Genomic DNA, 24,644 nt, shown 5'->3' with positions numbered 1-24,644 from the left:
GAGACCCCACTTCACGTGGGGTCTTTTGCGTTTCCGGGTTCGCGGACGAGAGGGTCCACGATCGGGAAAATTCTCGAAATCTTTCGATGGATTGACCTCTCGAAAATCTCGACGACACCCCGGTGAGCGATCACCCCTTCCGGCGACAGGCCATTCGACCTATCTGAACAGGCAAAACGCAACCACCCCTCCTCATCGTTTGCGCGAATGTTTCGGATCAGACGTCGAAACTATTGACAGTTGACAGGCCCAGTTCAAAACTGTTCGCGATTTCACCCGCGCTCCGCCTCACGAGAACGAGGAGGAAAGACGCACATGACCGACGCATCCGCACATCCGCCGGGCCGCCGCGGCCTTCGCCCGGGGACCTTCCGTCACCTCAGGCTGCTCATCAGCGGTGTCTGCACCATGCTGCTGGTCGCCGTGGCCGCGATGACCCTGCCCGGGACCGCCGAGGCCGACACGGTCGTCACCTCGAACCAGACCGGCACCAACAACGGGTACTACTACTCGTTCTGGACCGACAGCGCCGGAACGGTGTCCATGAACCTGGGCTCCGGCGGCAACTACGGCACCTCCTGGAGCAACACCGGGAACTTCGTCGCCGGCAAGGGCTGGAGCAACGGGGGACGCAGGAGCGTGACCTACTCGGGCACCTTCAACCCGTCCGGCAACGCCTACCTGGCGCTCTACGGATGGACGTCCAACCCGCTCGTCGAGTACTACATCGTCGACAACTGGGGCACCTACCGGCCCACGGGAACGTACAAGGGCACCGTCACCACCGACGGCGGCACGTACGACATCTACAAGACGACGCGGACCAACGCGCCCTCCGTCGAAGGAACCCGCACCTTCGACCAGTACTGGAGCGTCCGGCAGTCGAAGCGCACCGGCGGGACCATCACCACCGGCAACCACTTCGACGCCTGGGCCCGCGCCGGGATGAACCTGGGCAGCTTCAACTACTACATGATCCTCGCCACCGAGGGTTACCAGAGCAGCGGGAACTCCAACATCACCGTGGGTGACGCGGGATCGGGCGGCGGTTCCGGGGGCGGCGGAGGATCCGGCGGGTGCTCGGCGGCCCTGTCCGCGGGACAGCAGTGGAACGACCGCTACAACCTCAACGTCGCGGTCACCGGATCGAGCAACTGGACCGTGACGATGAACGTGCCGTCCCCGGCGAAGATCCTCTCGACCTGGAACATCAGCGCCGGTTACCCCAGCGCGCAGGTCCTGACGGCCAAGCCCAACGGCAGCGGCAACACCTTCGGCGTCACGATCCAGCCCAACGGCAACTGGACCTGGCCCACGGTCTCCTGCAACGCGAGCTGACCCCCGCCCCCCACACGGCCGAAGGACCACCTCATGAGATTCCGCACGAGACTTCGCACGCGTTCCGGACCGCGGCGCTCGTTACGCTCGCTGGTCACGGGACTGGCCGTCGCGGCGACGGCGGTCGCCGGGCCACTCGCCCTCGGCACCGGAGCGGCGCACGCCGCGACCTGCGCCGGGTACGTCGGACTCACCTTCGACGACGGACCGTCGAGCAGCACGTCGAGCCTGCTCGCCGCCCTCCGGCAGAACGGCCTGCGGGCCACGATGTTCAACGAGGGCCAGTACGCGGCCTCCAACCCCGCACAGGTACGGGCCCAGGTCGACGCCGGAATGTGGGTGGGCAACCACAGCTACACCCACCCGCATCTCGTCCAGCAGAGCCAGGCGCAGATCGACTCGGAGATCTCCCGGACCCAGCAGGCCGTCGCCGCCGCCGGGGGCGGGACGCCGAAGCTGTTCCGTCCCCCGTACGGGGAGACCGACGCGACGGTGAAGTCGGTCGAGGCCAAGTACGGCCTGACCGAGATCATCTGGGACGTCGACTCGCAGGACTGGAACGGCGCGAGCACCGACGCGATCGTGCAGGCGGCGGGCCGGCTCACCAACGGGCAGGTCATCCTCATGCACGACTGGCCGGCCAACACGATCGCCGCGATCCCGCGCATCGCGCAGGGCCTGGCCGCCCGCGGCCTGTGCGCCGGGATGATCTCCCCGGGGACCGGCCGCGCCGTGGCCCCCGACGGCGGCACGGGCGGTGGCGGCGGTGGCGGTGGCGGGTGCACCGCGACGCTGTCCGCGGGACAGCAGTGGAGCGACCGGTACAACCTGAACGTCACGGTCACCGGGTCGAGCAACTGGACCGTGACGATGAACGTGCCGTCCCCGGAGAAGATCATCGCCACCTGGAACACCATGGCCGCCTACCCCTCCGCGCAGGTCCTGACGGCCAAGCCCGACGGCAGCGGCAACACCTTCGGCGTCACCGTTCGGACCAACGGCACCTGGACGTGGCCGACGGTCTCCTGCGCCGCGGGCTGACCCACCGCGCCGCACCGAGGAACAGCGCTCCCGGCGCGGCGGCCACGAGCCGCCGCGCCGCCCTCACCCGCCCGGTACGACGAGGGCCCCGCCATCAGCCCAGGACTTTCGCTCACCGTGTTCGCGACGTCACGCAAAGATGTGAAACAGATCTCGTCACGCTGACGTAGCCCCATGTCACAGCGCCGGGGCAAGGGGCCGGACACCTCGCTCGGAGGGGCCTCGCATCGCTGATCCCCAGGTCCGAAGCTAGCGTCGTACTAAAATTCCAGGCTTGTTCGGAGCTGGACCGGAATATCCCCAGGCGTACCTGCGGGCCCACCGGCTCCCCGGAGCATCCGGGAACAACACGTGAGGACCCGATGGCAGCCCTCCAGCAAAGCCCCGCACTCGCGTTGTCCGACGACGAGGTGCGTGCGGAGTTCGGTGACCAGGCCCGCTTCTCCGCCGCCTCCGCCGCCTCGCCGCGCACGCTCGTCGACATCCTCGACGCCTCCGTACGGGCGTACCCCGACGAGCCCGCCCTCGACGACGGCCGGCGCGCCCTCACCTACCGGGCCCTGGCGGCCGAGGTGGGCGCGATGCGGTCACGGCTCGCGGAGGCCGGGGTCGGTCTCGGCGACCGGGTCGGCGTACGGGTGCCGTCCGGCACGAACGAGCTGTACGTGGCGATCCTCGGCGTCCTCGCGGCCGGGGCCGCCTACGTGCCGGTGGACGCCGAGGACCCGGACGAACGGGCCGAGCTGGTCTTCGGCGAGGCCGGGGTGCGCGCGGTCGTCGGCGCCGGGCACGAGGTGACCGTCACCGGCCGCTCCGGGGTCCCGGCCGGACGGCCGGGCGTCGAGCACGACGCGTGGATCATCTTCACCTCGGGTTCCACCGGCAGGCCCAAGGGTGTGGCCGTGAGCCACCGCAGCGCCGCCGCCTTCGTGGACGCGGAGGCGGGCCTGTTCCTGACCGAGGAGCCGATCGGCCCCGGTGACCGGGTCATGGCGGGTCTGTCCGTCGCCTTCGACGCCTCCTGCGAGGAGATGTGGCTGGCCTGGCGGTACGGGGCCTGTCTGGTGCCCGTGCCGCGCTCCCAGGTGCGCAGCGGCGCCGATCTCGGCCCCTGGCTGGTCGAGCAGGAGATCACCGTCGTCTCGACCGTACCCACGCTCGCCGCGCTGTGGGAGCCGGAGACCCTGAACGAGGTCCGGCTGCTGATCTTCGGCGGCGAGGCCTGCCCGCCCGAGCTGACCCAGCGCCTGGTGACCGAGGGCCGGGAGGTGTGGAACACGTACGGGCCCACCGAGGCGACCGTGGTGGCCTGCGCCGCGCTGCTGACCGGCGAGGAGCCCATCCGGATCGGGCTGCCGCTGAACGGCTGGGAGCTCGCGGTCGTCGACGAGGCGGGCGAGCCGGTCCGTATGGGCGGCAGCGGCCAGCTGGTGATCGGCGGCGTCGGGCTCGCCCGGTACCTGGACGCGGAGAAGGACGCCGAGAAGTACGCGCCGCTCACGTCACTGGGCTGGGAGCGGGCGTACCGCAGCGGTGACCTGGTGAAGGCCGAGCCCGAGGGGCTGGTCTTCCTCGGGCGGGCCGACGAGCAGATCAAGCTCGGCGGGCGCCGGATCGAGCTGGGCGAGGTGGACGCGGCGCTCCAGGCGCTGCCCGGGGTCGCGGGCGCCGCGGCGGCCGTGCGGACCGCGCGCGGCGGCAATCAGCTGCTCGTCGGCTATGTGGTCACCCAGGACGGCTGGGACCAGGCTGTGGCGGTCGAGAAACTGCGGGCCGAACTGCCGGCCGCGCTGGTTCCGCTGATCGCGCCGGTCGAGGACCTGCCGACCCGGACGTCGGGCAAGGTCGACCGCGACGCGCTGCCCTGGCCGCTGGAGGGCCTGGAGAGCGGCGGGGCGAAGGAGGAGCTGTACGGCACGGAGGCCTGGCTCGCCGAGCAGTGGGCCGAGGTCCTCGGCGTCCCCGTCAGGAGCGCCGGCGACGACTTCTTCGCGATCGGCGGCTCCAGTCTCGGAGCCGCCCAGCTGACCACGCGGCTGCGCACCCGCTACCCGAGCGTCGCCGTGCTCGACATCTACCAGCAGCCCGTGCTGCGCAAGCTGGCCCGCCATCTGGAGCGCTCCGGCCAGGACGACGGCGCGGAGCGGGTCGTCGCGCCGGTCCCGCTGCGCGCCAAGCTGGTCCAGCTGCTCGTGCTGGTCCCGCTGTTCGCGCTGCTCGGGCTGCGCTGGACGGTGGCGCTGGCCGCGCTCGGCAACGTGCTGCACCGGTTCGGCCCGTACCCGTGGGCGCCGGGCGCCTCGTGGTGGCTGGTGGGCGCCGGCGCGCTCGTCCTCTACAGCCCGCCGGGGCGGCTCGCCGTCGCGGCGGGCGGTGCGCGGCTGTTGCTGCGCGGGGTGAGGGCCGGCCGGTACCCGCGCGGCGGGAGCGTCCATCTGCGGCTGTGGACGGCCGAGCGGCTCGCCGCCTTCAGCGGGGCGACCTCGCTGACCGGGTCCTGGCTGGAGCGGTACGCGCGGGCCCTGGGCGCCCGGATCGGCCAGGACGTGGACCTGCACTCGCTGCCGCCGGTGACCGGCCTGCTCAAGATGGGCCGGGGTGCCGCCGTCGAGTCCGAGGTGGACCTGTCGGGGTACTGGCTGGACGGCGACCGGCTGGAGATCGGCGCGGTGAAGGTGGGCGCCGGTGCCGTGGTCGGCACGCGCAGCGTCCTCTTCCCCGGGTCCCGGGTGGGCAAGCGTGCCGAGGTGGCGCCGGGTTCCGCCGTGACGGGGCAGATCCCGACCGGGCAGCGCTGGGCCGGGGCGCCGGCGGTCAAGCTCGGCAAGGCGAAGCGGGCGTGGCCGGGGGACCGGCCGCAGCGGGGCACGTACTGGCGGGTGATGTACGGCGCGACCGGGTTCGGGCTGAGCGTGCTGCCGGTGCCGGCCGCCGTCGCGGCGCTGTTCGTGGCCCGGGTGTTCGTGGGCGCGGACGCCGGTCTCGGCGAGGCGCTGCGCGGGGCGGCGCTCGCCCTGGTTCCGGCGACGCTCGCGTTCGGCCTGGCGTACGCGCTGCTGCTCCTGGTCGCCGTACGGCTGCTGAGCCTCGGGCTGCGCGAGGGCACGCACCCGACGCACAGCCGGATCGGCTGGCAGGCGTGGACGGTCACCCAGCTGATGGACCGCTCCCGGGAGACGCTGTTCCCGCTGTACGCGGGGCTGATCACACCGGTGTGGCTGCGGCTGCTCGGCATGCGGGTCGGCCGGGGCGCCGAGGTGTCGACCGTGCTCGCGCTGCCGAGTCTGACGACGGTCGGCGACGGCGCGTTCCTCGCCGACGACACGCTGACGGCGCCGTACGAGCTCGGTGGCGGCTGGATGCGCATCGGGCGGGCGGAGATCGGGCGGCGGGCCTTCCTCGGCAATTCGGGGATGACGGCTCCGGGCCGCAGTGTGCCGGACGGCGGTCTGGTCGGTGTGCTGTCGGCGACGCCGAAGAAGGCGAAGAAGGGCAGTTCGTACCTGGGGCTGCCGCCGGTGCGGCTGCCGCGCGCGGCGCAGGGCGGCGACCGGAGCCGTACGTACGAACCGCCGGCCCGGCTGCTGTGGGCGCGGGGGCTGGTGGAGCTGTGCCGGCTGGTTCCGGTGTTCTGCTCGGCGGCGCTGGCCGTGCTGACGGTCGCCGCGCTGTGCGCGCTGGGGCCGTGGGCGTGGGTGTTCTCGGGCACGGTGCTGCTCGCCGCGGGTGTGCTCGGGTGTCTGGTCTCCGTCGTGGCGAAGTGGCTGCTGGTGGGCCGGCACCGTTCCGGCGAGCATCCGCTGTGGAGCGGTTTCGTGTGGCGCAACGAGCTGGCGGACACCTTCGTGGAGGTCGTGGCCGTGCCGTGGCTGGCGGGATCCGTGCCCGGTACGCCGCTGATGACGGCGTGGCTGCGGGGGCTCGGCGCCCGGATCGGCAGGGGTGCGTGGGTGGAGAGCTACTGGCTGCCGGAGTCGGATCTGGTGACGCTGGGGGACGCGGCCACGGTGAACCGGGGCTGTGTCCTGCAGACCCACCTCTTCCACGACCGGATCTTGCGGACGGATACTGTGGTCCTCCGTGAGGGCGCCACTCTGGGTCCGGGCGGAATCGTCCTGCCCGGCAGCACCGTCGGGGCCCGTTCCACCCTGGGTCCCGCGTCGCTGGTGATGGCGGCGGAGTCCGTTCCCGACGACACCCGCTGGCTGGGCAACCCGATCGAGGCCTGGCGTTCGTAGCAGAATTGACCTGATCGGACACGAAGGGCGGTACGGCGGCACGTCGAGCACAGGGCAGGGAGCAGTCGCGGCAGTGAGCGTTCAGCAGACAGCGGGACCGGACCCCTATTTCCCGGCCAACGGAGATCCCCGTTACCGGGTGCACCGGTACGAGCTCGCGCTGGACTACCGCCCCGGCCCGAACCGGCTCTCCGGCACCGCACGGATCAACGCCATAGCGGGCCGTTCCGCGCTGACCGAGTTCCAGCTGAACCTGGCCGACTTCCGGATCGGCCGGGTCCGGGTCGACGGCAAGGCCCCGCACTACACGCACCGGGGCGGCAGGCTGCGGATACGTCCGCCGAAGCCGGTGCGGGCAGGCGCCGCGTTCACCGTCGAGGTGCACTGGTCGGGCAATCCCAGGCCGGTGAGCAGCCCCTGGGGCGGGCTCGGCTGGGAGGAGCTGGAGGACGGGGCGCTGGTGGCGAGCCAGCCGGTCGGTTCGCCGTCCTGGTACCCGTGCAACGACCGGCCGGCCGACAAGGCCGCTTACCAGATCTCGGTCACCACGCCGTCCGCGTACGCGGTGGTGGCCGGCGGGCGTCTGCTGACGCGGACGGCGAAGGCGTCGACGACGACCTGGGTGTACGAGCAGCCCGCGCCGACCTCCAGCTATCTGGTGGGCCTGTCGATCGGCAAGTACCAGACGGTGCTGCTCGGCGACCCGGGCCTCGGGGGCGTGCCGCAGTCCGGGTACCTGCCCGCGCAGCTGCTTCCGGAGTTCTCCCGGGACTTCGCGCGCCAGCCCGCGATGATGGGGCTGTTCCAGGACCTGTTCGGGCCGTATCCGTTCGGCGAGTACGCCGTGGTGGTGACCGAGGAGGAGCTCGACGTCCCGGTCGAGGCGCAGGGTCTTTCGCTGTTCGGCTCCAATCACGTGGACGGGGCGCGGGGTTCGGAGCGGCTGATCGCGCACGAGCTGGCGCACCAGTGGTTCGGCAACAGCGTGACGATCGCGGACTGGCGGCACATCTGGCTGAACGAGGGGCTCGCGAAGTACGCCGAGTGGCTGTGGTCGGAACGCTCCGGCGGACGCCCGGCGCACCAGCTCGCGGCGGGCGCGCACCGGAAGCTGGCCGCGCTGCCGCAGGATCTGCTGCTGTCGGACCCGGGCCGCAAGCTGATGTTCGACGACCGGCTCTACGAGCGCGGCGGGCTCACGGTGCACGCGATCCGGTGCGCGATGGGCGACGAGGCCTTCTTCCGCATGCTGCGCGGCTGGGCGACGCTGCACCGGGGCGGCACGGTCACCACGTCGGTCTTCACCTCGCACGTCTCGCGCTACGCGGCCGAGCCGCTGGACGACCTGTTCACGGCGTGGCTGTACGAGACGGCACTGCCGCCGCTGCCGGGGCCCGCCGTGCAGCCGCCGGCCCGGCCCGCCCACCCGCCCACGTATCCGCCCGCGAACGCGGACCCGGCCCGGGTCCGGGGAGAATGACGCGATGACCAGCCGTTCCTGCCCTTGCGGGCTCCCCGAGCCGTACGCGCGCTGCTGCGGGCGCTTCCATCGCGGCGAGGCCGCGGCGCCGAGCGCCGAGGCGCTCATGCGGTCGCGTTACTGCGCCTTCGTGAAGGAGGACGAGGGGTACCTCCTGCGCACCTGGCATCCGCGGACGCGGCCGGCCCGGGTGGAGTTCGACCCAGGGACGCGGTGGACGGGCCTGGAGATCCTGGACACGGGCCAGGGCTCGGCGTTCCACACCACGGGGACCGTGACCTTCCGGGCCTCCTGGCGGGGCGGTTCGCTGCACGAGCGGAGCCGGTTCGAGCGGGTGGACGGGGCCTGGGTGTACGTGGACGGGGAGTTCCTGGACTGACCCGGCCCGCCCCGGGGCGGGCCGTCAGGGAGCCAGGACGTCCAGTTCCTGGAGGGCGCCGGCCGTGATCTCGCGGGTGAGCCGCTCGGCGCGCTCCGCGTCGCCCTCGCGGACGGCTTCGGCGAGCTGGACGTGCAGGGTGACGGCGGCGGGGTCGGGGTCCTCGAACATGACGTCGTGATGGGTGCGGCCGGACAGGACCTCCGCGACGACGTCTCCCAGACGGGCGAACATCTCGTTGCCCGACGCCTTGAGGATCACCCGGTGGAAGGCGACGTCGTGGACGAGATATCCCTCGAGCTGGTGCCCGCGTGAGGTGGCGACCATGCCGAGCGCGCACTCGGTGAGTTCCGCGCACTGCTCCGCGGTGGCGTGCCGGGCGGCCAGTCCCGCGGCGACGGGCTCGATCGCCGAGCGCAGGACGGTGAGGGAACGCAGCTGGTGGGGGCGGTCGGCGCCGGCCAGCCGCCAGCGGATGACCTGGGGGTCGTAGACGTTCCACTCGGCCTTGGGGCGCACCGTCACGCCCACGCGGCGGCGGGACTCGACCAGGTACATGGATTCGAGCACCCGGACGGCCTCGCGCATCACGGAACGGGACACCTCGAAGCGCTGCGCGAGTTCGTCGGTGCGCAGCACGCTCCCCGGCGGGTAGTCGCCTGCCGTGATCGCCGGTCCGAGGGTTTCCAGTACGTGTCCGTGCAGCCCCCGGCCCCCTGTGGTCATGGAGTCAGCGTACGAGGTCGACACCGGGAACAAAAAGTCAGACTTATATGTCACACACTCTTGTATTCGTCGTACCTAATGCGTTTCAGTGTCGTCGACATCGGATGTCGACGAAGACAGCGAGAACGTGATGCAGCACAGTCCCACCCCCCATGTCGTCGTGGTCATGGGCGTCGCAGGCACCGGGAAGACCACCATCGGGCCGTTGCTCGCGGCCCGGCTCGGCGTGCCCTACGCCGAGGGCGACGACTTCCACCCGCGGGCCAACATCGCCAAGATGTCGGCCGGGACGCCGCTGACCGACGAGGACCGGTGGCCGTGGCTGGACGCCATCGGGCACTGGGCGCACGACCGGGCCGGGCTCGGCGGCGTGGTCAGCAGCTCGGCGCTCAAGCGCGCCTACCGGGACCGGCTGCGGGCGGCGGCGCCCGGGATCGTCTTCGTCCACCTGACCGGTACCCGTGAACTCATCGAGGACCGGATGTCGCACCGCACGGGGCACTTCATGCCCACGGCGCTCCTGGACTCGCAGTTCGCCACGCTCCAGCCGCTGGCCGCGGACGAGGCGGGCGTCGAGGTGGACGTGTCCGGCGAGCCCGCCGAGATCAGCGAGCGGGCCGTGGCGGCGCTCGGCGCCCTCGGGCCGGACCGGCCGTAGCACCCCGCGCGCAGGGCCCCGGCACCCCGGGCCCCGCCGTCGTGCCCGCGGCGCACCCCCCTACCCCGTAACCCACGACAACGCTGTCACCCCGGCGGCAGCGCGCACCATCCTCCCCTCGTCCGTTCCTCAAGCAAGGAAACAACCGTGACCAGACTCAGTGTCGAGATGCTGGCAGCGGACACCGTCGAACCGATCACCTCGGCGGGCCACGCTCGACTGGGCATAGCCGTGCTGCTGGGCATAGCCGTCATCGTCCTGCTCATCACCAGGTTCAAGCTGCACGCCTTCCTCGCCCTGACCATCGGCTCGCTGGCCCTCGGCGCGTTCGCCGGCGCCCCGCTCGACAAGGCCATCGTCAGCTTCACCACCGGACTCGGCTCGACCGTGGCCGGCGTCGGTGTCCTGATCGCCCTCGGCGCGATCCTCGGCAGGCTGCTCGCCGACTCGGGCGGCGCCGACCAGATCGTCGACACGATCCTGGCGAAGGCGGGCGGGCGCGCCATGCCGTGGGCGATGGTGCTGATCGCCTCGGTGATCGGCCTGCCGCTGTTCTTCGAGGTCGGCATCGTGCTGCTGATCCCGGTGGTCCTGATGGTCGCCAGGCGCGGCAACTACTCGCTGATGCGCATCGGCATCCCGGCGCTCGCGGGCCTGTCGGTGATGCACGGTCTGATTCCCCCGCACCCCGGCCCGCTGGTCGCGATCGACGCGGTCGAGGCGAACCTGGGCCTCACCCTCGCGCTCGGCGTCCTGGTCGCCGTCCCCACGGTGATCGTCGCCGGTCCGGTGTTCTCCCGGTACGCGGCCCGCTGGGTGGACGTCCAGGCTCCCGACCGCATGGTCCCGGCGCGTGCCTCGGAGGACCTGGAGAAGCGTCCGAGCTTCGGCGCCACCCTCGCCACCATGCTGCTCCCGGTGGTGCTGATGCTGGCCAAGGCTCTGGTGGACATCGTCGTCGACGATCCGGCGGACATGACGCAGCGCGTCTTCGACGTCGTCGGAGCGCCGCTGATCGCGCTGCTCGCGGCGGTGATCGTGGGCATGTTCACGCTGGGCCGTGCGGCCGGCTTCACCAAGGACCGGATCGCGGAGACCACCGAGAAGTCCCTCGCGCCCATCGCCGGCATCCTGCTCATCGTCGGCGCGGGCGGCGGCTTCAAGCAGACGCTGATCGACTCCGGTGTGGGCCGGATGATCCTGGAGATCTCCGAGGACTGGTCGATCCCCGCGCTGCTGCTGGCCTGGCTGATCGCGGTGGCGATCCGGCTCGCGACCGGTTCGGCGACCGTCGCCACCATCTCGGCGGCCGGTCTGGTCGCGCCGCTCGCGGCCGACATGTCGACCACGCACACCTCGCTGCTCGTCCTCGCGATCGGCGCGGGCTCGCTCTTCTTCAGCCACGTCAACGACGCCGGCTTCTGGCTGGTGAAGGAGTACTTCGGCCTGGACGTCGGCCAGACGGTCAAGACCTGGTCCGTCATGGAGACGATCATCTCGGTGGTGGCCGGAGGACTGGTGCTGCTGCTGTCCCTCGTCATCTAGGGACGCCCGGACCGTGACCGGGCGGGCCGTGGGGAGAGCCGGGTCCGGCCCTCCCCACGGCCCGCTCGTCGTCCTCGGGTCCGGTCACGGCCCGGTCGCCGCCGGCACCCGGCCGTACCCCGGTCGTCGTCGGTGTCCGCTCACGGCCGCCACAGCGGATGCTCGCGATCGGCCCACTGACGGCTCACCGATCCCGTGCGCAGGCCCCGCCGGGCCTCCGGGTCGCCCAGCGCCATGCCGATGTGGCCCCCGAGGACGATGCCGACGGTGAGGGCCAGCCAGTCGTGGACGAAGGTCGCCGACGTGCGCCACGTCAGCGGGGCGAGATGGGTGAACCACATCAGCAGGCCGGTGCCCAGCATCACCAGCGTGGCCCCGGCGATCCAGGCCGCGTAGATCTTCTGCCCGGCGTTGAACTTGCCCGCCGGGCGGGAGGCGTGGTCCTTGTCGCGGCGCAGCGCCGCCTTCAGCCACACCCGGTCGTGCGGGCCGAAGCGGTTCAGGAAACCCAGGTCGCGGCGGAACGCGCGGGAGGCCAGACCCGCCAGGACCGGCAGCGGGAGCGCCACACCGGCCAGCTCGTGGACACGGACGACGAGCTCGCGGCGGCCGACGAGTTCGGCGAACTGGGGGATGTAGAGGCAGGCCGCGGTGGCCACGCACACCCCCATCAGCGCGGCGGTGACCCGGTGCACCCAGTGCTCGGCACGGGTGAAGCGCCGTACGCGGGAGGAGTGCGCGGACACGGCCGGCACCCCGTCAGCTCGTGGGTTCATCGTCGCGTCCGTTCGAGCGGCCGACCCAGGCGTCGACGTCGTACCCCCGCTTCTCCCAGTACCCGGGACGGACGTCCTCGGTGACCGTGATGCCGGAGAGCCACTTGGCGGATTTGTAGAAGTACATCGGGGCCACGTAGAGGCGGACGGGACCGCCGTGGTTGTGGCCGACGGGCTTGTCCTGCATGCGCAGGGCCACCAGGACGTCCGGGCGGTAGGCCTGGCGCAGGCTGAGGCTCTCCGTGTACGCCCCGTCGAAGCAGGTGAAGCGGATCGCCCCGGCCGAGGGACGCACTCCGGCGGCGTCGAGGAGGTGCGACAGGCGTACGCCCTCGAAGGGGGTGCTCGGCACCCGCCAGCCGGTGACGCACTGGACATCGTGCACCAGACGGGTCTGGGGCAGGGCGCGCAGGTCGGCGAGGGTGTAGCTGGTGGGGCGGTCGACCAGGCCGTCGACGGTGAGGCGGTAGTTCGTCTCGTTCTTGTGGGGGACGGAGGCGGTCACCGAGTAGTAGCGGAAACCGCCGCCGTTGGGCAGCAGTCCCGTCAGGCCCGTGGGGTCCTTCTGGGAGGCTCCGGCGAGGAACGCGTCCGTCGCGCGCTGGAGCGCGGGGGCGGTCAGGACGCCGAGGGCGCCGAGCCCGAGCGTGCCGAGCAGCACCCGGCGGCCGATGGGTCTGCCGTGCTCCGCGAACGCCTCGTGTTCCTCGCGCTCCGCACGGACTTCGCGGGCCTCGTGGGCTCCGCGGTCCCCGTGGGCCTCACCGGCCCCACGGTCCTCGCGTGCTTCACGGGTTTCACGGGCGTCGCCGTCTTCCGGAGCACGCCGCTCGGGACGTTCCGGCTCGCGGGGCTCCGGCCGCTCCCGCTCTCCCGGCCTCGGTCGCTCCGGGTCCGATCCCCCGGACCTTTCAGTGTTCACCTCTTGATTCGAGCACCCGCGACCCCCAAAAAGCCAGGGGTCGCGGGTGCTCGTCAGCGTTCCGTCATCTCTTCTCACCCACGGTCCGGGGGTGTGGGCCGCGAAGAGGACGGCGGGGCCCCGTCAGGAGGCGGACTCGGCCGCCTTGTCCAACTGGAACGCCTCGTTGCCGAGGCCGATCCGGGCGTGCGCCTCGGGCTTGCGGGAGCGCAGCACCAGACCCTGGACCAGTCCGACGACCAGCGCGGCCCCGATGACGGCGGGCAGCAGCACGTTCAGGACGGAGTCGGGGCCCGAGCCGACGAGCACGTCGAAGTCCTTGACCGTGTAGACCGCGATGACGAGCAGGGCGAGGCCCGCGAGCGCGGAGGTGACCAGGCGCCAGGACTGGGCGCGGGCCGCGCCGCGGCGGACGAAGAACACGACGACCGAGAGCGAGGCGGCCGCCATCAGGAGGGTGACGCCGAGCGCTCCCACGTTGCCGCCCCAGGTGAACAGCCGGAGCACGGGCGCGGTCGGGTCGCCGGCCGGCTTGTCGTCGGACAGGGCGAAGCCGCCGACCACGACCAGGGAGACGACGGTGTGCAGGAGCGAGCCGGTGCCGGGGGCGCCGCTGGCCTCGGAGGTGCGGCCGAAGGCCCTGGGCAGCAGACCCTCGCGGCCCATGGCGAAGGCGTACCGGGCGACGACGTTGTGGAAGCTGAGCAGCGCCGCGAACATGCCGGTCACGAACAGCACGTGCAGGACGTCGGTGAAGGTGGAGCCGAGCCGCGACTCGGTGAGGAAGAACAGGAGTCCGGCGCTCTGCTTCTGGGACGTGCCCACGATCGCGGAGGGTCCGGTGGCGACGGTGAGGGCCCAGGAGCTGATCGCGAAGAAGACGGCGACGAATCCGATCGCCAGGAACATCACGCGCGGCACGAGGATGTGCGGGCGGCTGGTCTCCTCGGCGTACACCGGGGCCTGTTCGAAGCCGGTGAAGGCCGCGATGCAGAAGCACAGCGCGGTGCCGACGCCCGCCCCGGTGAGCGTGTCCGGGTTGAAGGCGTGCAGCGACAGGCCGGCCCCGGCCGGGTCGCCGACGGCCGCGACGTCGAAGACGACGACGAGGGTCACCTCGATGACCAGCAGCACGCCGAGCACCCAGGCGTTGACGTCGATCTTGAGCCAGGCCAGCGCGCCCACGACGAGCACGGCGGCCAACGCCGGTATCCACCAGACGACCTCGGTGTCGAGGTAGGTGGCGAACAGCCCGGAGACCTCGAAGCCGAAGAGGCCGTAGATGCCGACCTGGAGCGCGCTGTAGGCGACGAGGGCGACCGCGGCGGCGCCCGCTCCGGGGGTGCCGCCGAGTCCGCGCGAGATGTACGCGTAGAAGGCGCCCGCGTTGTGGACGTGCCGGCTCATCTCGGCGTACCCGATGCTGAAGAGCACGAGGACGATGCCGAGGATGACGAAGAGCAGCGGCTGTCCGACGATGCCCATCACCGCGAATGTGGTGGGCATGACACCCGCGACCACCATGAGCGGGGCGGTCGCCGCGAGGACGGACAGCAGCAGGCCGGCCGTGCCCAGCCGGCCGGCGCGCAGGGCCCGGTCCTGCCCCTTGAACGTGCTGATGCCGGCGCCGCCGGCGTCCGGTCTTCCCGTGCTCGACGTACTCGGTGTGCTCGAACTGCCCGTCGTCATCGCGGGGTCGTCCTTTCGGATGGTCGGTCTTCGGGGGGCGTTCACACCGTGCCGAGCACGCGGTCGCGCGCGGCACGGAAGGCTTGGTACCCGTCGCGGTCCGGGTAGGACCACGGAGCCGCGGTCGGATGCTCCGCGATGCGGAGGAACAGGGCGGCGGCCTCGCCGTCCCTGCCCTCGCAGATCTTGGCGTGGGCGAGGAAGTTGAGGTCGACGAGCCGGCGCGGATGGTCGCCGTGCTCCCACTCCAGCCACCAGTCGAAGGCGGCCTTCATCACCTGGCGGGCCCGGCGTCCGGCCCAGTGTCCGGAGGCGACCGGGTCGGCGGGCCCGTTCCCGGCGCCGGCGAGCACACGGAAGCGCTCGGCGTGCGCGACGACCGGGAGGATCGCGAGCGGCGAGTCGGCCGGCGCCTGCTCGGCCGACCAGTTGGCGAAGTCGTACACCTCGTGGAGCGGGTCCTGGCCCGCGTCGGCGCGGCGCTCGGCGAGCCGGGCGACCATCAGGTGGTGCGCGTGGTGGTGGACGGCGTGCCGGTGGCGCACCTCGTCGAAGAGGCGGACCACGTCGTCCTCGGCCCCCAGCATGCGCTCCAGGAGGAGGAGGCCGAGCCAGGGCGTCGGGTCGTGCGGCGCCAGGTCCGCCGCCCGGCGGCAGGCCTCGCGGGCGGTGTCCGGGCGTTCCTTGCCGTGCAGGGCGCGCTCGACGGTGGCGCAGCCGAGCAGCACGGCCGCGTCGACGGACTCCGGTTCGGCGAGCTGCCAGTCGCGGGTCCAGGCGAGGGCCGCGGACTCCTGCGCGAGGACGGTGACGCGATGACCGCGGCGGTCCCAGTCGTCGCCGGTCGCCGCGAGCAGGTCGCGGACGTCGGTCCACCGCCCCTGGTTCAACGAGGTACGTGCGACTGCGAGTTCGGCGTCGTCGAGGGCGGCGTCGAAGGCCTGGGACGTCCGCTTGCGGCCGCGGCCCAGGGGTGGGGGTGGTGACACCGCTGCTCAACCTCACAGGCGCGGTTCGTCAATGGGTGATCACGCACAGCAAACCCGGAGCCACCGGTTCAAGTCAAGCTCCGGCCAAGTCGCTACACGTGTCAACTGCCTCTGTGTGCGCCACAGTTGAATGCACCCCGCTGTGAACGCCCCGAAGGGCCGCCGCTTGCACACGACGTGAACAGCCGTCTTGCGTTTTCCGCCTGGACGGCGGCCGCGCCGGAGCGTGCCGGTCCGCCGTCCCGGAGCGATGGCCTGAACGGCCGCCCGGCGTCACCCGCCGGACGGCCGCCGGTCCCCGGAGGCGTCAGCTCACCGCCCCGGCCGCCGCCCGGCCCGCCGCGCGGCCGGAGAAGAGGCAGCCGCCGAGGAAGGTGCCCTCCAGCGCCCGGTATCCGTGGACTCCGCCGCCGCCGAACCCGGCGGCCTCACCGGCGGCGTACACACCCTCCAGCGGGTCGCCGCCCTCGGTCAGCACCCGCGAGGAGAGGTCCGTCTCCAGACCTCCGAGGGTCTTGCGGGTGAGGATGTTGAGCCGCACCGCGATCAGCGGGCCGGCAGCGGGGTCGAGGATGCGGTGCGGGGGCGCCGTGCGGATCAGCTTGTCGCCGAGGTAGTTGCGGGCCCCGCGGATCGACATGACCTGGAGGTCCTTGGTGAAGGGGTTGGCGATCTCCCGGTCCCGGGCGACGATCTCGCGGCGCAGCGCCGCCTCGTCGATGAGCGGCTTCTCGGTGAGCGCGTTCATCCCGCGCACCAGCGCGCCCAGGTCCTTCTCGACGACGAAGTCGACGCCGTTGTCCATGAACGCCTTGACCGGTCCGGGCACGTCCGCGCGGGCCCGGCCGAGGACGCCCCGGACCGACTTGCCGGTCAGGTCGGGGTTCTGCTCGGAGCCGGAGAGCGCGAACTCCTTGCCGATGATCTTCTGATCCAGCACGAACCAGGTGTAGTCGTACCCGGTCCTCATGATGTGCTCGAGGGTGCCGAGCGTGTCGAAGCCCGGGAAGAGCGGTACCGGCAGCCGGTTGCCGCGCGCGTCCAGCCAGAGGGAGGAGGGGCCCGGCAGGATGCGGATGCCGTGCTTGTCCCAGATGGGGTTCCAGTTCTGGATGCCCTCGGTGTAGTGCCACATCCGGTCGCGGTTGATGAGGCGGGCGCCGGCCTCCTCCGTGATCCCGAGCATGGCGCCGTCGACGTGCGCGGGGACACCGGAGATCATCCGCTCGGGCGGGGTGCCGAGGCGCTCGGGCCAGTTGGCGCGCACGAGGTCGTGGTTGCCGCCGATGCCGCCGGAGGTCACGATCACCGCCTGGGCCCTGAGCTCGAAGGCGCCGGTGACCGTACGGCTGCTGGCCCGGCCGCGCTCGATGCCGGACGGCTCCAGGACCTCCCCGGTGACGGTGTCGACGGAGCCCGCGCTGCGGGACAGGCCGGTGACCCGGTGCCGGAACCGCAGCTCGACCAGACCGCGGGCGCCCCCCTCCCGCACCCGCCGCTCGAAGGGCGCGACGAGGCCGGGCCCGGTCCCCCAGGTGATGTGGAAGCGCGGCACCGAGTTGCCGTGCCCGTTGGCGTCGTAGCCGCCGCGCTCGGCCCAGCCCACCACCGGGAAGAAGCGCACGCCCTGCGCGTGCAGCCAGGGCCGCTTCTCGCCGGCCGCGAAGTCGACGTAGGCCTCGGCCCACCGGCGCGGCCAGTGGTCCTCGGGCCGGTCGAAGGCGGCCGTGCCCATCCAGTCCTGGAGGGCCAGCTCGTGCGTGTCCTTGATCCGCATGCGGCGCTGCTCGGGCGAGTCGACGAAGAAGAGCCCGCCGAAGGACCAGTGCGCCTGGCCGCCGATCGACTGCTCGGGCTCCTGGTCGAGGAGGATCACCTTGCGGCCGGCGTCGACGAGCTCCGCGGTCGCCGCGAGGCCCGCGAGCCCCGCTCCGATGACGATCACATCTGCGTCGTAGGCCATGGGCCCGTCCTCTCGGCATTCCGACGGGCCCGGTCGGGCCCGGCGTCACGGGGGACGACCTGATGACGTCTGTCACGGACCGATCGGCGGCGTCGCTGGTTGGTGGGACATCGATACCGGCCGGCCGTGCGGCCGACCAGCACTTGTTACTGATCGGTCCGAATCCTTCGGCACGAAAGGTGACCGAGTCAACCGCCCGGTTCCGGTTGTTCCCGGGGGCGGGCGCGCGGACCATGGCACTACAGTCGGCGGGATACGCACCACTGGCCCGCCCCGACTCCTGACGCATCGAGGTACCCAGCGTGTCGGTACTGGTTCTGGTCCTCGCCGTGAGCGCGGCCTGCTGCCTCGGCTTCGGCTTCGTGCTCCAGCAGAACGCCGCCTCGCACGCGCCGCTGAGCGACTTCCTCTCCCCCCGCATCCTGCTCGACCTCATCCGGGTACCGCGCTGGCTGGGCGGCATCGGGCTCATGGTGTGCGGCATGGTCCTCGGGGCGATCGCGCTCGGCAACGGCGAGCTCTCGCTGGTGGAACCGCTCCTGGCGACCAACCTCCTGTTCGCGCTCGCACTCTCCCGCCACCAGACGAAACAGCCGCTCGGCCGGCAGGGCTGGGCCGGACTCCTGCTGCTCGCGGGCGGGGTCACGGCGTTCATCGTGGCCGGGCAGCCCCAGGGCGGCGAGGCGGTCAGCGACCCGCTGCGGCACTGGCTGATCATCGGGATCGTGGTCGGTCTCGCCCTCCTGCTCACCACCCTCGCGAAACGGTCCCGGCTCAGCGCCGGACCCGTGTTGCTCGCCACCGCCGCGGGGCTCCTGTACGGGCTGCAGGACGCGCTCACCCGCATCAGCGGGCAGCGGTTCAGCGCCGGCGGACTGGGCGAGCTGCTCACGGGCTGGCAGCCGTACGCGGTGCTCGTCCTCGGGGTGACCGGGCTGATCCTCGTCCAGAGCGCCTTCGAGACCGCGCCGCTGCGGATGTCGCTGCCCGCCCTCACCGCCGCCCAGCCCCTGGCCGGCATCGCCTGCGGGGTGGGCTTCCTCGGGGACCAGCTCCGCACCGACCCCGGCGCGCTGGCCTGGCAGGCCGCGGGGCTCGCGGGCGTCGTGACGGGGATCGTCCTGCTGGGCATGCACCCGGCGATGCCCTCGGGCACGGCGGAACCGGAACACTCGCGAGACCTCCAGCCGCACTGAACGGCCCCCGGCGCACCACCGTCGGCGGTTTTCCTCCGGCGCCGCCCCGGCACCCCGCGCACCACCCGGACGGCCGTGAGCGCCCCTGCGCGGGGCCGGAAACTGCTTGGATGGACCCCATGAGTGCCGCTGACGAGATCCTCGACATCGTGGACGAGAACGACGAGGTCATCGGGCAGTCCCCGCGCGGGGAGGCGTACGCGCGCGGGCTGCGCCACCGGGCCGTGTTCATCGAGGCCCGGGACGCCCGGGGCCGGCTCTTCGTCCACCGGCGTACCCCCACCAAGCTGGTGTTCCCCTCGTTCTACGACATGTTCGTGGGCGGAGTCGTGGGCGCGGGCGAGTCCTACGACGACGCGGCGCTCCGCGAGGCCGAGGAGGAGCTCGGCGTCTCCGGCCTCCCCCGGCCGACCCCCCTGTTCAAGTTCCTGTACGACAACGGGGCCGGCGCGACCTGGTGGTCGGCCGTGTACGAGGTCCGCTGCGAGCTCGAGGTGAACCCGCAGGTGGAGGAGGTCGCCTGGCACGACTTCCTCACCGAGGACGAGGTGGAGCGCCGCCTGGACGAGTGGACGTGGGTGCCGGACGGCCTCGCGGCCTACGAACGGCTCACGGACTACCGCGCGATGGACTGAACCGTCCGGCCCCCCTCGGGCGGTACCCGGGGAGCCCCGCGCGAAGCTCCCCGGTAGGGTCCTGGGCGTGATCGAGCTCGTGCGCAATGTCCGGCTGTGGTTCGCGCCGCAGGAGATCCGGCACGAGGGCAAGACCCCTGACTACCGGTTCTCCCTGGCCAACGAGCGGACCTTCCTGGCCTGGCTGCGCACCGCGCTCGCGCTCATCGGCGGCGGCTTCGCCGTGGACCAGTTCCTGCCGGACCTGCGCTGGGCCTGGCGGGCGGGCCTCGCCCTGGCGCTGCTGGCGGCGGGCGTGCTCTGCGCGCTGCGGGCCGTCAACCACTGGATACGCTGCGAACGGGCGATGCGGCGCGGCGAGGACCTGCCGGTGTCGCGCTTCCCGGCGGTGCTGAGCATCGTCGTCGCGGTCGTCGCGGTCGCGATGGTCGTCGTCGTCCTCGTCGGCTGGGCGGGATGACCACCCCCCTCCGGGAGGAGCGCGACCCGGGCCTCCAGCCGGAACGCACCCGGCTGGCCTGGCGCCGTACGACCCTCTCCTGCACCGTCGCCGCGGTGCTCGCCGCGAAGGCGGCCCTGCACGAGCGGGACTCGGCCGCCGGGATCGTGGCGTTCGCGTTCTGCTGCGTCCTCTGGCTGGCCTTCCTGGCCCTCGCCCACCGCCGCATCCGGATCCTGGCGGCCGCGGGCCCGGCGGGCCCCTCCGCGCTCGCGCCCCGGCACGCCACGGCGGCGGCGCTGTGCACGGTGGCGCTGGCCGTGTTCGCGGTGGCGCTGGTTTTCTAGGGCGTGCCGTCCGGATCGTCCGGCGAGACGCCGATCACGTTTCGCGCAGCCGCTGGACGACATACCGACTGGTCGGCATCATGGTCCTGTCCCGTTCCCGTGTGCTGAGGAGCAATGATGAGCCCGGACCACCCGCCAGGTCTCGATCTCGACCGGCTGCGCGGACTGCTCGACCGTGAGCGGCCCGGACTCGTGAACGGCCCACTGACGGGCCGGCTGATCGAGGGCGGACGGTCGAACCTCACGTACGCGGTCTCCGACGGCACCGGCCGTTGGGTCGTACGACGGCCCCCGCTCGGCCACGTGCTGGCCACGGCGCACGACATGAAGCGCGAGCACCGGGTGATCAGCGCGCTGCACCCGACGGCCGTGCCGGTCCCCGACCCCGTGCTCCTGTGCGAGGACGAGTCGGTGCTCGGCGCGCCCTTCTACGTCATGGAGTTCATGGAGGGCACCCCCTACCGCACCGCGGACCAGCTCGCCCCGCTCGGTCCGCAGCGCACCCGCGACGCGGTGCTCGGCCTGGTGGACACTCTGGTCGAACTGCACGCGGTGGACCCCGCCGAGGTCGGCCTCGCCGACTTCGGCCGCCCCGAGGGTTTCCTCGACCGGCAGCTGCGGCGCTGGGGCAAGCAGCTGGACGCCTCCCGCAACCGCGAGCTCACCGGCATCGACGAACTGCACGCGGCGCTGGGCCGGGAACTGCCCTCCTCCCCCGCGCCCACCGTCGTGCACGGCGACTACCGGCTCGACAACGTGCTGATCGGGCCCGACGACCGGATCAGGGCGATCCTGGACTGGGAGATGTCCACGCTCGGCGACCCGCTCACCGACCTCGGGCTGCTCGTCATGTACAGCACGCGCCTGGAGCTGCCGAACTCCCCCATCAGCACGACCGCCTCGGCCGCGGGCCACCCGCCGGCGAGCGAGATCGTCGAACGGTACGCCGCGCGCTCGGGGCGCGACGTCTCCGCGGTCTCCTGGTACACGGCCTTCGCCTGGTTCAAGCTGGCCGTGATCCTGGAGGGCATCCACTACCGCTACACCAAGGGCCAGACGGTCGGCGCGGGCTTCGACCGCATCGGCGAGCTGGTGCCCGTCTTCATCGAGCACGGCCTGACCACCCTCCAGGAAGGCTGATCCGCCATGGACTTCGCATTCGACGCGCGCACCGAAGAACTGCGCGGGAAGCTGCTCGCCTTCATGGACGAGTACGTCTATCCGGCGGAGGCCGTCGCGGAGGAGCAGCGCGCCCTGCTGGCCTCGCCGTGGGACACGCCCGCCGTGGTGGGCGAGCTGAAGGCCGAGGCCCGCAGGCAGGGTCTGTGGAACCTGTTCCTGCCGGACTCCGAGTACGGCGCCGGGCTGACCAACCTCCAGTACGCGCCGCTCGCCGAGATCACCGGCCGCAGCCCGCACCTGGCGCCCACCGCGCTGAACTGCGCCGCCCCGGACACCGGGAACATGGAGGTGCTCGCCCAGTTCGGTGACGAGCGCCAGCGCAAGCAGTGGCTGGAGCCGCTGCTCGCCGGGGAGATCCGCTCCGCGTTCGCGATGACGGAGCCCGAGGTCGCCTCCTCCGACGCCACGAACATCACCACGCTCATCGAGCGCGACGGCGACGACTACGTCATCACCGGCCGCAAGTGGTACATCTCCGGGGCGATGAACCCCGACTGCAAGATCTTCATCGTGATGGGCAAGACCGACCCGGACGGCGCGGACATCCGCCGCCAGCAGTCGATGGTCCTGGTCCCGCGCGACACCCCGGGCCTGGAGGTCCGGCGCGCGATGCAGGTGTACGGCTACGAGGACCACTCCCACGGCGGGCACGCGGAGGTCGTCCTCGACCGCGTCCGGGTCCCGGTGAGCAACCTGGTCGGCGAGGAGGGCGGCGGTTTCGCCATCGCGCAGGCGCGGCTCGGTCCGGGCCGGATCCACCACTGCATGCGGCTGATCGGCATGGCCGAGCGGGCCATCGAGCTGATGTGCCGCCGGGCGGTGTCCCGTACGGCGTTCGGCAAGCCGCTGGCCCAGCAGGGTGTCGTGCAGAACTGGATCGCCGACGCCCGGGTGGCCGTCGAGCAGCTGCGGCTGCTGGTGCTGAAGACGGCCTGGATGATGGACACGGTGGGCAACAAGGGCGCCCACACCGAGATCCAGGCCATCAAGATCGCCACTCCGCGGACGGTCGTGGACATCCTCGACAAGGCGGTCCAGCTGCACGGCGCGGGCGGTGTCAGTCAGGACTTCCCGCTGGCCGAGCTGTGGGCCTCGGCGCGGACGCTGAAGCTCGCGGACGGTCCCGACGAGGTCCACCAGCGCTCGCTGGCCCACCGGGAGATCAAGAGGTACGTCTGACGCGGTGACGCGCCGGTGCTTCCCCGTGCCCTCGTGCGCCGTTGAGTGCGGACCGCGCATGTGGTGTCGTACGTCTCTCGGAATCGGCCGACAGCGGCCGACGGCTCGTACGAGGGATCGGGGGAACGGTGACGAACCTGCGGGAAGCGCCGGAGTGGGGCGCTGCGGCGGAGTCGCGGGTGACTCTGGAACGACTGCTGTCCGTCGTGGGCCCCGGAGCGCTGGAGCTGGACACCGCTCCTGGCGGCCTGGCCGGGGCCGTCGCCGGCGTCGCCGTCCTCGATGTGCTGGAACCCCAGTTCCTGCCGCGGGAGTTACTCCTCGCGGTCGGCGTCGACGCGGAGTCGGCGCACGCGGTGGACCTGCTGCGCCGGGCAGGTGACGCCGGCGTGGCGGGCGTGGTGTTCGGGCCGGGCCGCTCCGAGCGGGCGGCGAAGGAACTGCGGACGGTCGCCGAGGAGAGCGGCACCGCGGTGCTTTCCCGCACCGCCTGGTGCACCTGGGCCCAACTGGTCGGCCTGCTGCGAGCGGGGCTGGCCGCGGCGGGTGCTCCGCCGGTGCCCGCCACCCGGGGCCTGGTACCGGGTGACCTCAATGGACTCGCCGACGCGGTGGCCGTGCTGGTCGGAGGCGCGGTGACCATCGAGGACACCGAGTCCCGGGTGCTGGCCTACTCCTCGACCGAGGAGAACGTGGACGAGATCCGCCGGCTCACCATCCTCGGCCGGCGGGTTCCCCCGTGGCGGGTGGCGGCCATGCGCGAAGCCGGGTTCTTCCGGGCCCTGTGGGGGACGGACGACGTCCTGCACCGACGAGCCCAGGACGAGATCCCCGAGCGGCTGGTCGGTGCCGTCAGGGCGGGTGGTGAGGTGCTGGGATCCATCTGGGTGGCCGCCGTCGCGGGACGTCCGCTGCCCCCCGGAGCCTCCGAGGCCCTGCGCGCGGCGACCCACACCGCCGCCGCACACCTGCTCCACGCCCGCACGCGCGGTGCGGACGACCGTCTGGCGGAGGACGCGGCGCGCGCGCTGATGGAGGGCCGCGGCTCACCCGAGGTACTGGCCGAACGCGCCTCGCTGCCGGCGAGGGAGCCCTGCGCCGTGCTGGCGGTGGGCCTGGGGTCCGGCACCCACGGTGACGACGACCTGCCGAGGCTCCACGCGCTGCTCGCCCTGCGCTGCGCCGTGTTCGGACACCGGGCGGTGGTCGTTCCGGCGGGCGGCAGAATCCTCGTGCTGGTGAGCCGGCTCGACGAGAACCCCCGCCGCTCCCGTGAACAGCTGGCACGCCTGGGAGAAGCGCTGGCCAGAGAGCTGTCGTCCACGACGGACGCCCCGGTGAGGGTCGGGTTGGGAGACGTCGCCCCCGGGCCGGCACAGGCTGCCGAGTCCCGCCGGTCGGCGGAGCTGGCCCTCAAAGCGCTCACCCGGACCGCGGGGCCGCGCACTGTCGCGCGCGCCGAGGACGTCGCGGACACGGTCGGCATCATGGCGGTCGTCGAGGCGCTGGGGGCGGTGACGCTGCCGCCCGGGACGTCGGTGGCGCGGCTGGCCGCGTTCGACGCCGAGCACGGCGGCAGCCGACTCGTCCCGAGCCTGCGGGCGTACCTGGACCACTTCGGCGACGTGACCGCCGCCTCACGCGTGCTCGCGGTGCACCCCAACAGCCTGCGGCACCGGCTGCGCCGGATCACGGAGGTCTCGGGACTGGACCTCGACGACTCCGGCGCCCGCTTGCTGGCGGAACTGCAACTGCGCCTGCTGGACCCCGGCGACGGGACGGGAAGCGGTCCGGCCCCGCGGCAGTGAGGCGGGGCCGCCCGGTCCGGCGCTTGTCCGATGGCATCACCGAGCGGTGTCGTCTTCGTCGGTGCGCACAACGGCGTGGCCCCTCGTGCCCGGACAGCGGGTCCGGTCGCGCCC

20 protein-coding genes are annotated in these 24,644 nt (G+C 72.3%); 14 read left to right on the top strand and 6 right to left on the bottom strand.

The window, feature by feature from the left end:
• The first annotated feature begins 315 nt into the window (after window positions 1–315).
• The 5 genes from CW362_RS23165 (at window position 316) to CW362_RS23145 (ending at window position 8,476) form a co-directional block, all read left to right on the top strand.
• Window positions 316–1,338, top strand: a complete 1,023-nt coding sequence (locus tag CW362_RS23165) for a glycoside hydrolase family 11 protein (RefSeq protein ID WP_376454264.1) — start codon at window positions 316–318, stop codon at window positions 1,336–1,338.
• 33 nt (window positions 1,339–1,371) lie between these two features.
• A complete protein-coding gene (locus tag CW362_RS23160) occupies window positions 1,372–2,379 on the top strand; it encodes a polysaccharide deacetylase family protein (protein ID WP_103551441.1) in 1,008 nt (335 codons plus the stop codon).
• A 362-nt stretch (window positions 2,380–2,741) separates the two neighbouring features.
• Complete coding sequence (locus CW362_RS23155) at window positions 2,742–6,617, top strand: Pls/PosA family non-ribosomal peptide synthetase (protein ID WP_103551440.1); 3,876 nt, start codon at window positions 2,742–2,744, stop codon at window positions 6,615–6,617.
• Between the two features lie 73 nt (window positions 6,618–6,690).
• Window positions 6,691–8,097: a M1 family metallopeptidase gene (locus tag CW362_RS23150; RefSeq protein ID WP_103551439.1), complete on the top strand. Its 1,407-nt coding sequence runs from the start codon at window positions 6,691–6,693 to the stop codon at window positions 8,095–8,097.
• Between the two features lie 4 nt (window positions 8,098–8,101).
• On the top strand, window positions 8,102–8,476 hold the full coding sequence (locus tag CW362_RS23145) for a YchJ family protein (RefSeq protein ID WP_103551438.1): 375 nt from the start codon (window positions 8,102–8,104) through the stop codon (window positions 8,474–8,476).
• 24 nt (window positions 8,477–8,500) lie between these two features.
• Here the strand turns inward: CW362_RS23145 and CW362_RS23140 are convergent, their stop codons facing one another.
• On the bottom strand, window positions 8,501–9,202 hold the full coding sequence (locus tag CW362_RS23140; RefSeq protein WP_103551461.1) for a FadR/GntR family transcriptional regulator: 702 nt from the start codon (window positions 9,200–9,202) through the stop codon (window positions 8,501–8,503).
• A 130-nt stretch (window positions 9,203–9,332) separates the two neighbouring features.
• Here CW362_RS23140 and CW362_RS23135 point away from each other — a divergent pair, with 130 nt between their 5' ends.
• The gene (locus CW362_RS23135; RefSeq protein WP_103551437.1) at window positions 9,333–9,860 is read left to right on the top strand and encodes a gluconokinase; all 528 of its coding nucleotides are present in this window, start codon (window positions 9,333–9,335) and stop codon (window positions 9,858–9,860) included.
• A 147-nt stretch (window positions 9,861–10,007) separates the two neighbouring features.
• The gene (locus CW362_RS23130; RefSeq protein WP_103551436.1) at window positions 10,008–11,405 is read left to right on the top strand and encodes a GntP family permease; all 1,398 of its coding nucleotides are present in this window, start codon (window positions 10,008–10,010) and stop codon (window positions 11,403–11,405) included.
• 140 nt (window positions 11,406–11,545) lie between these two features.
• Here CW362_RS23130 and CW362_RS23125 read toward each other — a convergent pair whose 3' ends face one another.
• From CW362_RS23125 to CW362_RS23105, 5 genes are all read right to left on the bottom strand, one after another.
• Window positions 11,546–12,181 carry a cytochrome b/b6 domain-containing protein gene (locus tag CW362_RS23125; protein ID WP_103551435.1) on the bottom strand — a complete coding sequence of 212 codons (636 nt, stop codon included), beginning with the start codon at window positions 12,179–12,181 and terminating at the stop codon, window positions 11,546–11,548.
• Window positions 12,165–12,854, bottom strand: coding sequence for a molybdopterin-dependent oxidoreductase (locus CW362_RS23120; RefSeq protein ID WP_103551460.1), 690 nt, complete (start codon window positions 12,852–12,854; stop codon window positions 12,165–12,167). Before CW362_RS23120 ends, CW362_RS23125 begins: the two co-directional genes overlap by 17 nt.
• A 372-nt stretch (window positions 12,855–13,226) precedes the next feature.
• Entirely contained in the window at window positions 13,227–14,792 is a 1,566-nt protein-coding gene (locus tag CW362_RS23115; RefSeq protein ID WP_103551434.1) for an APC family permease, read from the bottom strand.
• Between the two features lie 41 nt (window positions 14,793–14,833).
• Window positions 14,834–15,781: a hypothetical protein gene (locus CW362_RS23110; RefSeq protein WP_103551433.1), complete on the bottom strand. Its 948-nt coding sequence runs from the start codon at window positions 15,779–15,781 to the stop codon at window positions 14,834–14,836.
• Window positions 15,782–16,088: 307 nt separating this feature from the next.
• Window positions 16,089–17,744 carry an FAD-binding dehydrogenase gene (locus tag CW362_RS23105; protein ID WP_103551432.1) on the bottom strand — a complete coding sequence of 552 codons (1,656 nt, stop codon included), beginning with the start codon at window positions 17,742–17,744 and terminating at the stop codon, window positions 16,089–16,091.
• A gap of 302 nt (window positions 17,745–18,046) precedes the next feature.
• Between CW362_RS23105 and CW362_RS23100 the strand changes: the two genes are divergently transcribed.
• The 7 genes from CW362_RS23100 (at window position 18,047) to CW362_RS23070 (ending at window position 24,530) form a co-directional block, all read left to right on the top strand.
• Window positions 18,047–18,940 (top strand): DMT family transporter, encoded by an 894-nt coding sequence (locus CW362_RS23100; protein ID WP_103551431.1) that lies wholly within the window; start codon window positions 18,047–18,049, stop codon window positions 18,938–18,940.
• 119 nt (window positions 18,941–19,059) lie between these two features.
• Complete coding sequence (locus CW362_RS23095) at window positions 19,060–19,575, top strand: NUDIX hydrolase (protein WP_103551459.1); 516 nt, start codon at window positions 19,060–19,062, stop codon at window positions 19,573–19,575.
• Between the two features lie 67 nt (window positions 19,576–19,642).
• Window positions 19,643–20,035, top strand: coding sequence for a YidH family protein (locus tag CW362_RS23090; protein WP_103551430.1), 393 nt, complete (start codon window positions 19,643–19,645; stop codon window positions 20,033–20,035).
• A complete protein-coding gene (locus tag CW362_RS23085; protein WP_103551429.1) occupies window positions 20,032–20,361 on the top strand; it encodes a DUF202 domain-containing protein in 330 nt (109 codons plus the stop codon). Before CW362_RS23090 ends, CW362_RS23085 begins: the two co-directional genes overlap by 4 nt.
• 117 nt (window positions 20,362–20,478) lie before the next feature.
• Window positions 20,479–21,501: a phosphotransferase family protein gene (locus CW362_RS23080; RefSeq protein WP_103551428.1), complete on the top strand. Its 1,023-nt coding sequence runs from the start codon at window positions 20,479–20,481 to the stop codon at window positions 21,499–21,501.
• Between the two features lie 6 nt (window positions 21,502–21,507).
• Complete coding sequence (locus tag CW362_RS23075; RefSeq protein WP_103551427.1) at window positions 21,508–22,722, top strand: acyl-CoA dehydrogenase family protein; 1,215 nt, start codon at window positions 21,508–21,510, stop codon at window positions 22,720–22,722.
• Window positions 22,723–22,901: 179 nt separating this feature from the next.
• Window positions 22,902–24,530 carry a PucR family transcriptional regulator gene (locus CW362_RS23070; protein ID WP_162684186.1) on the top strand — a complete coding sequence of 543 codons (1,629 nt, stop codon included), beginning with the start codon at window positions 22,902–22,904 and terminating at the stop codon, window positions 24,528–24,530.
• The last annotated feature ends 114 nt before the right edge of the window (window positions 24,531–24,644 follow it).

It is taken from the genome of Streptomyces populi, assembly GCF_002911015.1.
In the GTDB taxonomy this organism is placed as follows: domain Bacteria; phylum Actinomycetota; class Actinomycetes; order Streptomycetales; family Streptomycetaceae; genus Streptomyces; species Streptomyces populi.
This window is presented reverse-complemented; position numbering and strand designations above follow the sequence as displayed.

Excerpts from the sequence above, each read along its gene's own strand:
- CW362_RS23165 (WP_376454264.1), top strand. The coding sequence starts at position 316 with ATGACCGACGCATCCGCACATCCGCCGGGCCGCCGCGGCCTTCGCCCG.
- CW362_RS23160 (WP_103551441.1), top strand. The coding sequence starts at position 1,372 with ATGAGATTCCGCACGAGACTTCGCACGCGTTCCGGACCGCGGCGCTCG.
- CW362_RS23155 (WP_103551440.1), top strand. The coding sequence starts at position 2,742 with ATGGCAGCCCTCCAGCAAAGCCCCGCACTCGCGTTGTCCGACGACGAG.
- CW362_RS23145 (WP_103551438.1), top strand. The coding sequence starts at position 8,102 with ATGACCAGCCGTTCCTGCCCTTGCGGGCTCCCCGAGCCGTACGCGCGC.
- CW362_RS23140 (WP_103551461.1), bottom strand. The coding sequence starts at position 9,202 with ATGACCACAGGGGGCCGGGGGCTGCACGGACACGTACTGGAAACCCTC.
- CW362_RS23135 (WP_103551437.1), top strand. The coding sequence starts at position 9,333 with ATGCAGCACAGTCCCACCCCCCATGTCGTCGTGGTCATGGGCGTCGCA.
- CW362_RS23125 (WP_103551435.1), bottom strand. The coding sequence starts at position 12,181 with ATGAACCCACGAGCTGACGGGGTGCCGGCCGTGTCCGCGCACTCCTCC.
- CW362_RS23115 (WP_103551434.1), bottom strand. The coding sequence starts at position 14,792 with ATGACGACGGGCAGTTCGAGCACACCGAGTACGTCGAGCACGGGAAGA.
- CW362_RS23105 (WP_103551432.1), bottom strand. The coding sequence starts at position 17,744 with ATGGCCTACGACGCAGATGTGATCGTCATCGGAGCGGGGCTCGCGGGC.
- CW362_RS23095 (WP_103551459.1), top strand. The coding sequence starts at position 19,060 with ATGAGTGCCGCTGACGAGATCCTCGACATCGTGGACGAGAACGACGAG.
- CW362_RS23085 (WP_103551429.1), top strand. The coding sequence starts at position 20,032 with ATGACCACCCCCCTCCGGGAGGAGCGCGACCCGGGCCTCCAGCCGGAA.
- CW362_RS23080 (WP_103551428.1), top strand. The coding sequence starts at position 20,479 with ATGAGCCCGGACCACCCGCCAGGTCTCGATCTCGACCGGCTGCGCGGA.
- CW362_RS23075 (WP_103551427.1), top strand. The coding sequence starts at position 21,508 with ATGGACTTCGCATTCGACGCGCGCACCGAAGAACTGCGCGGGAAGCTG.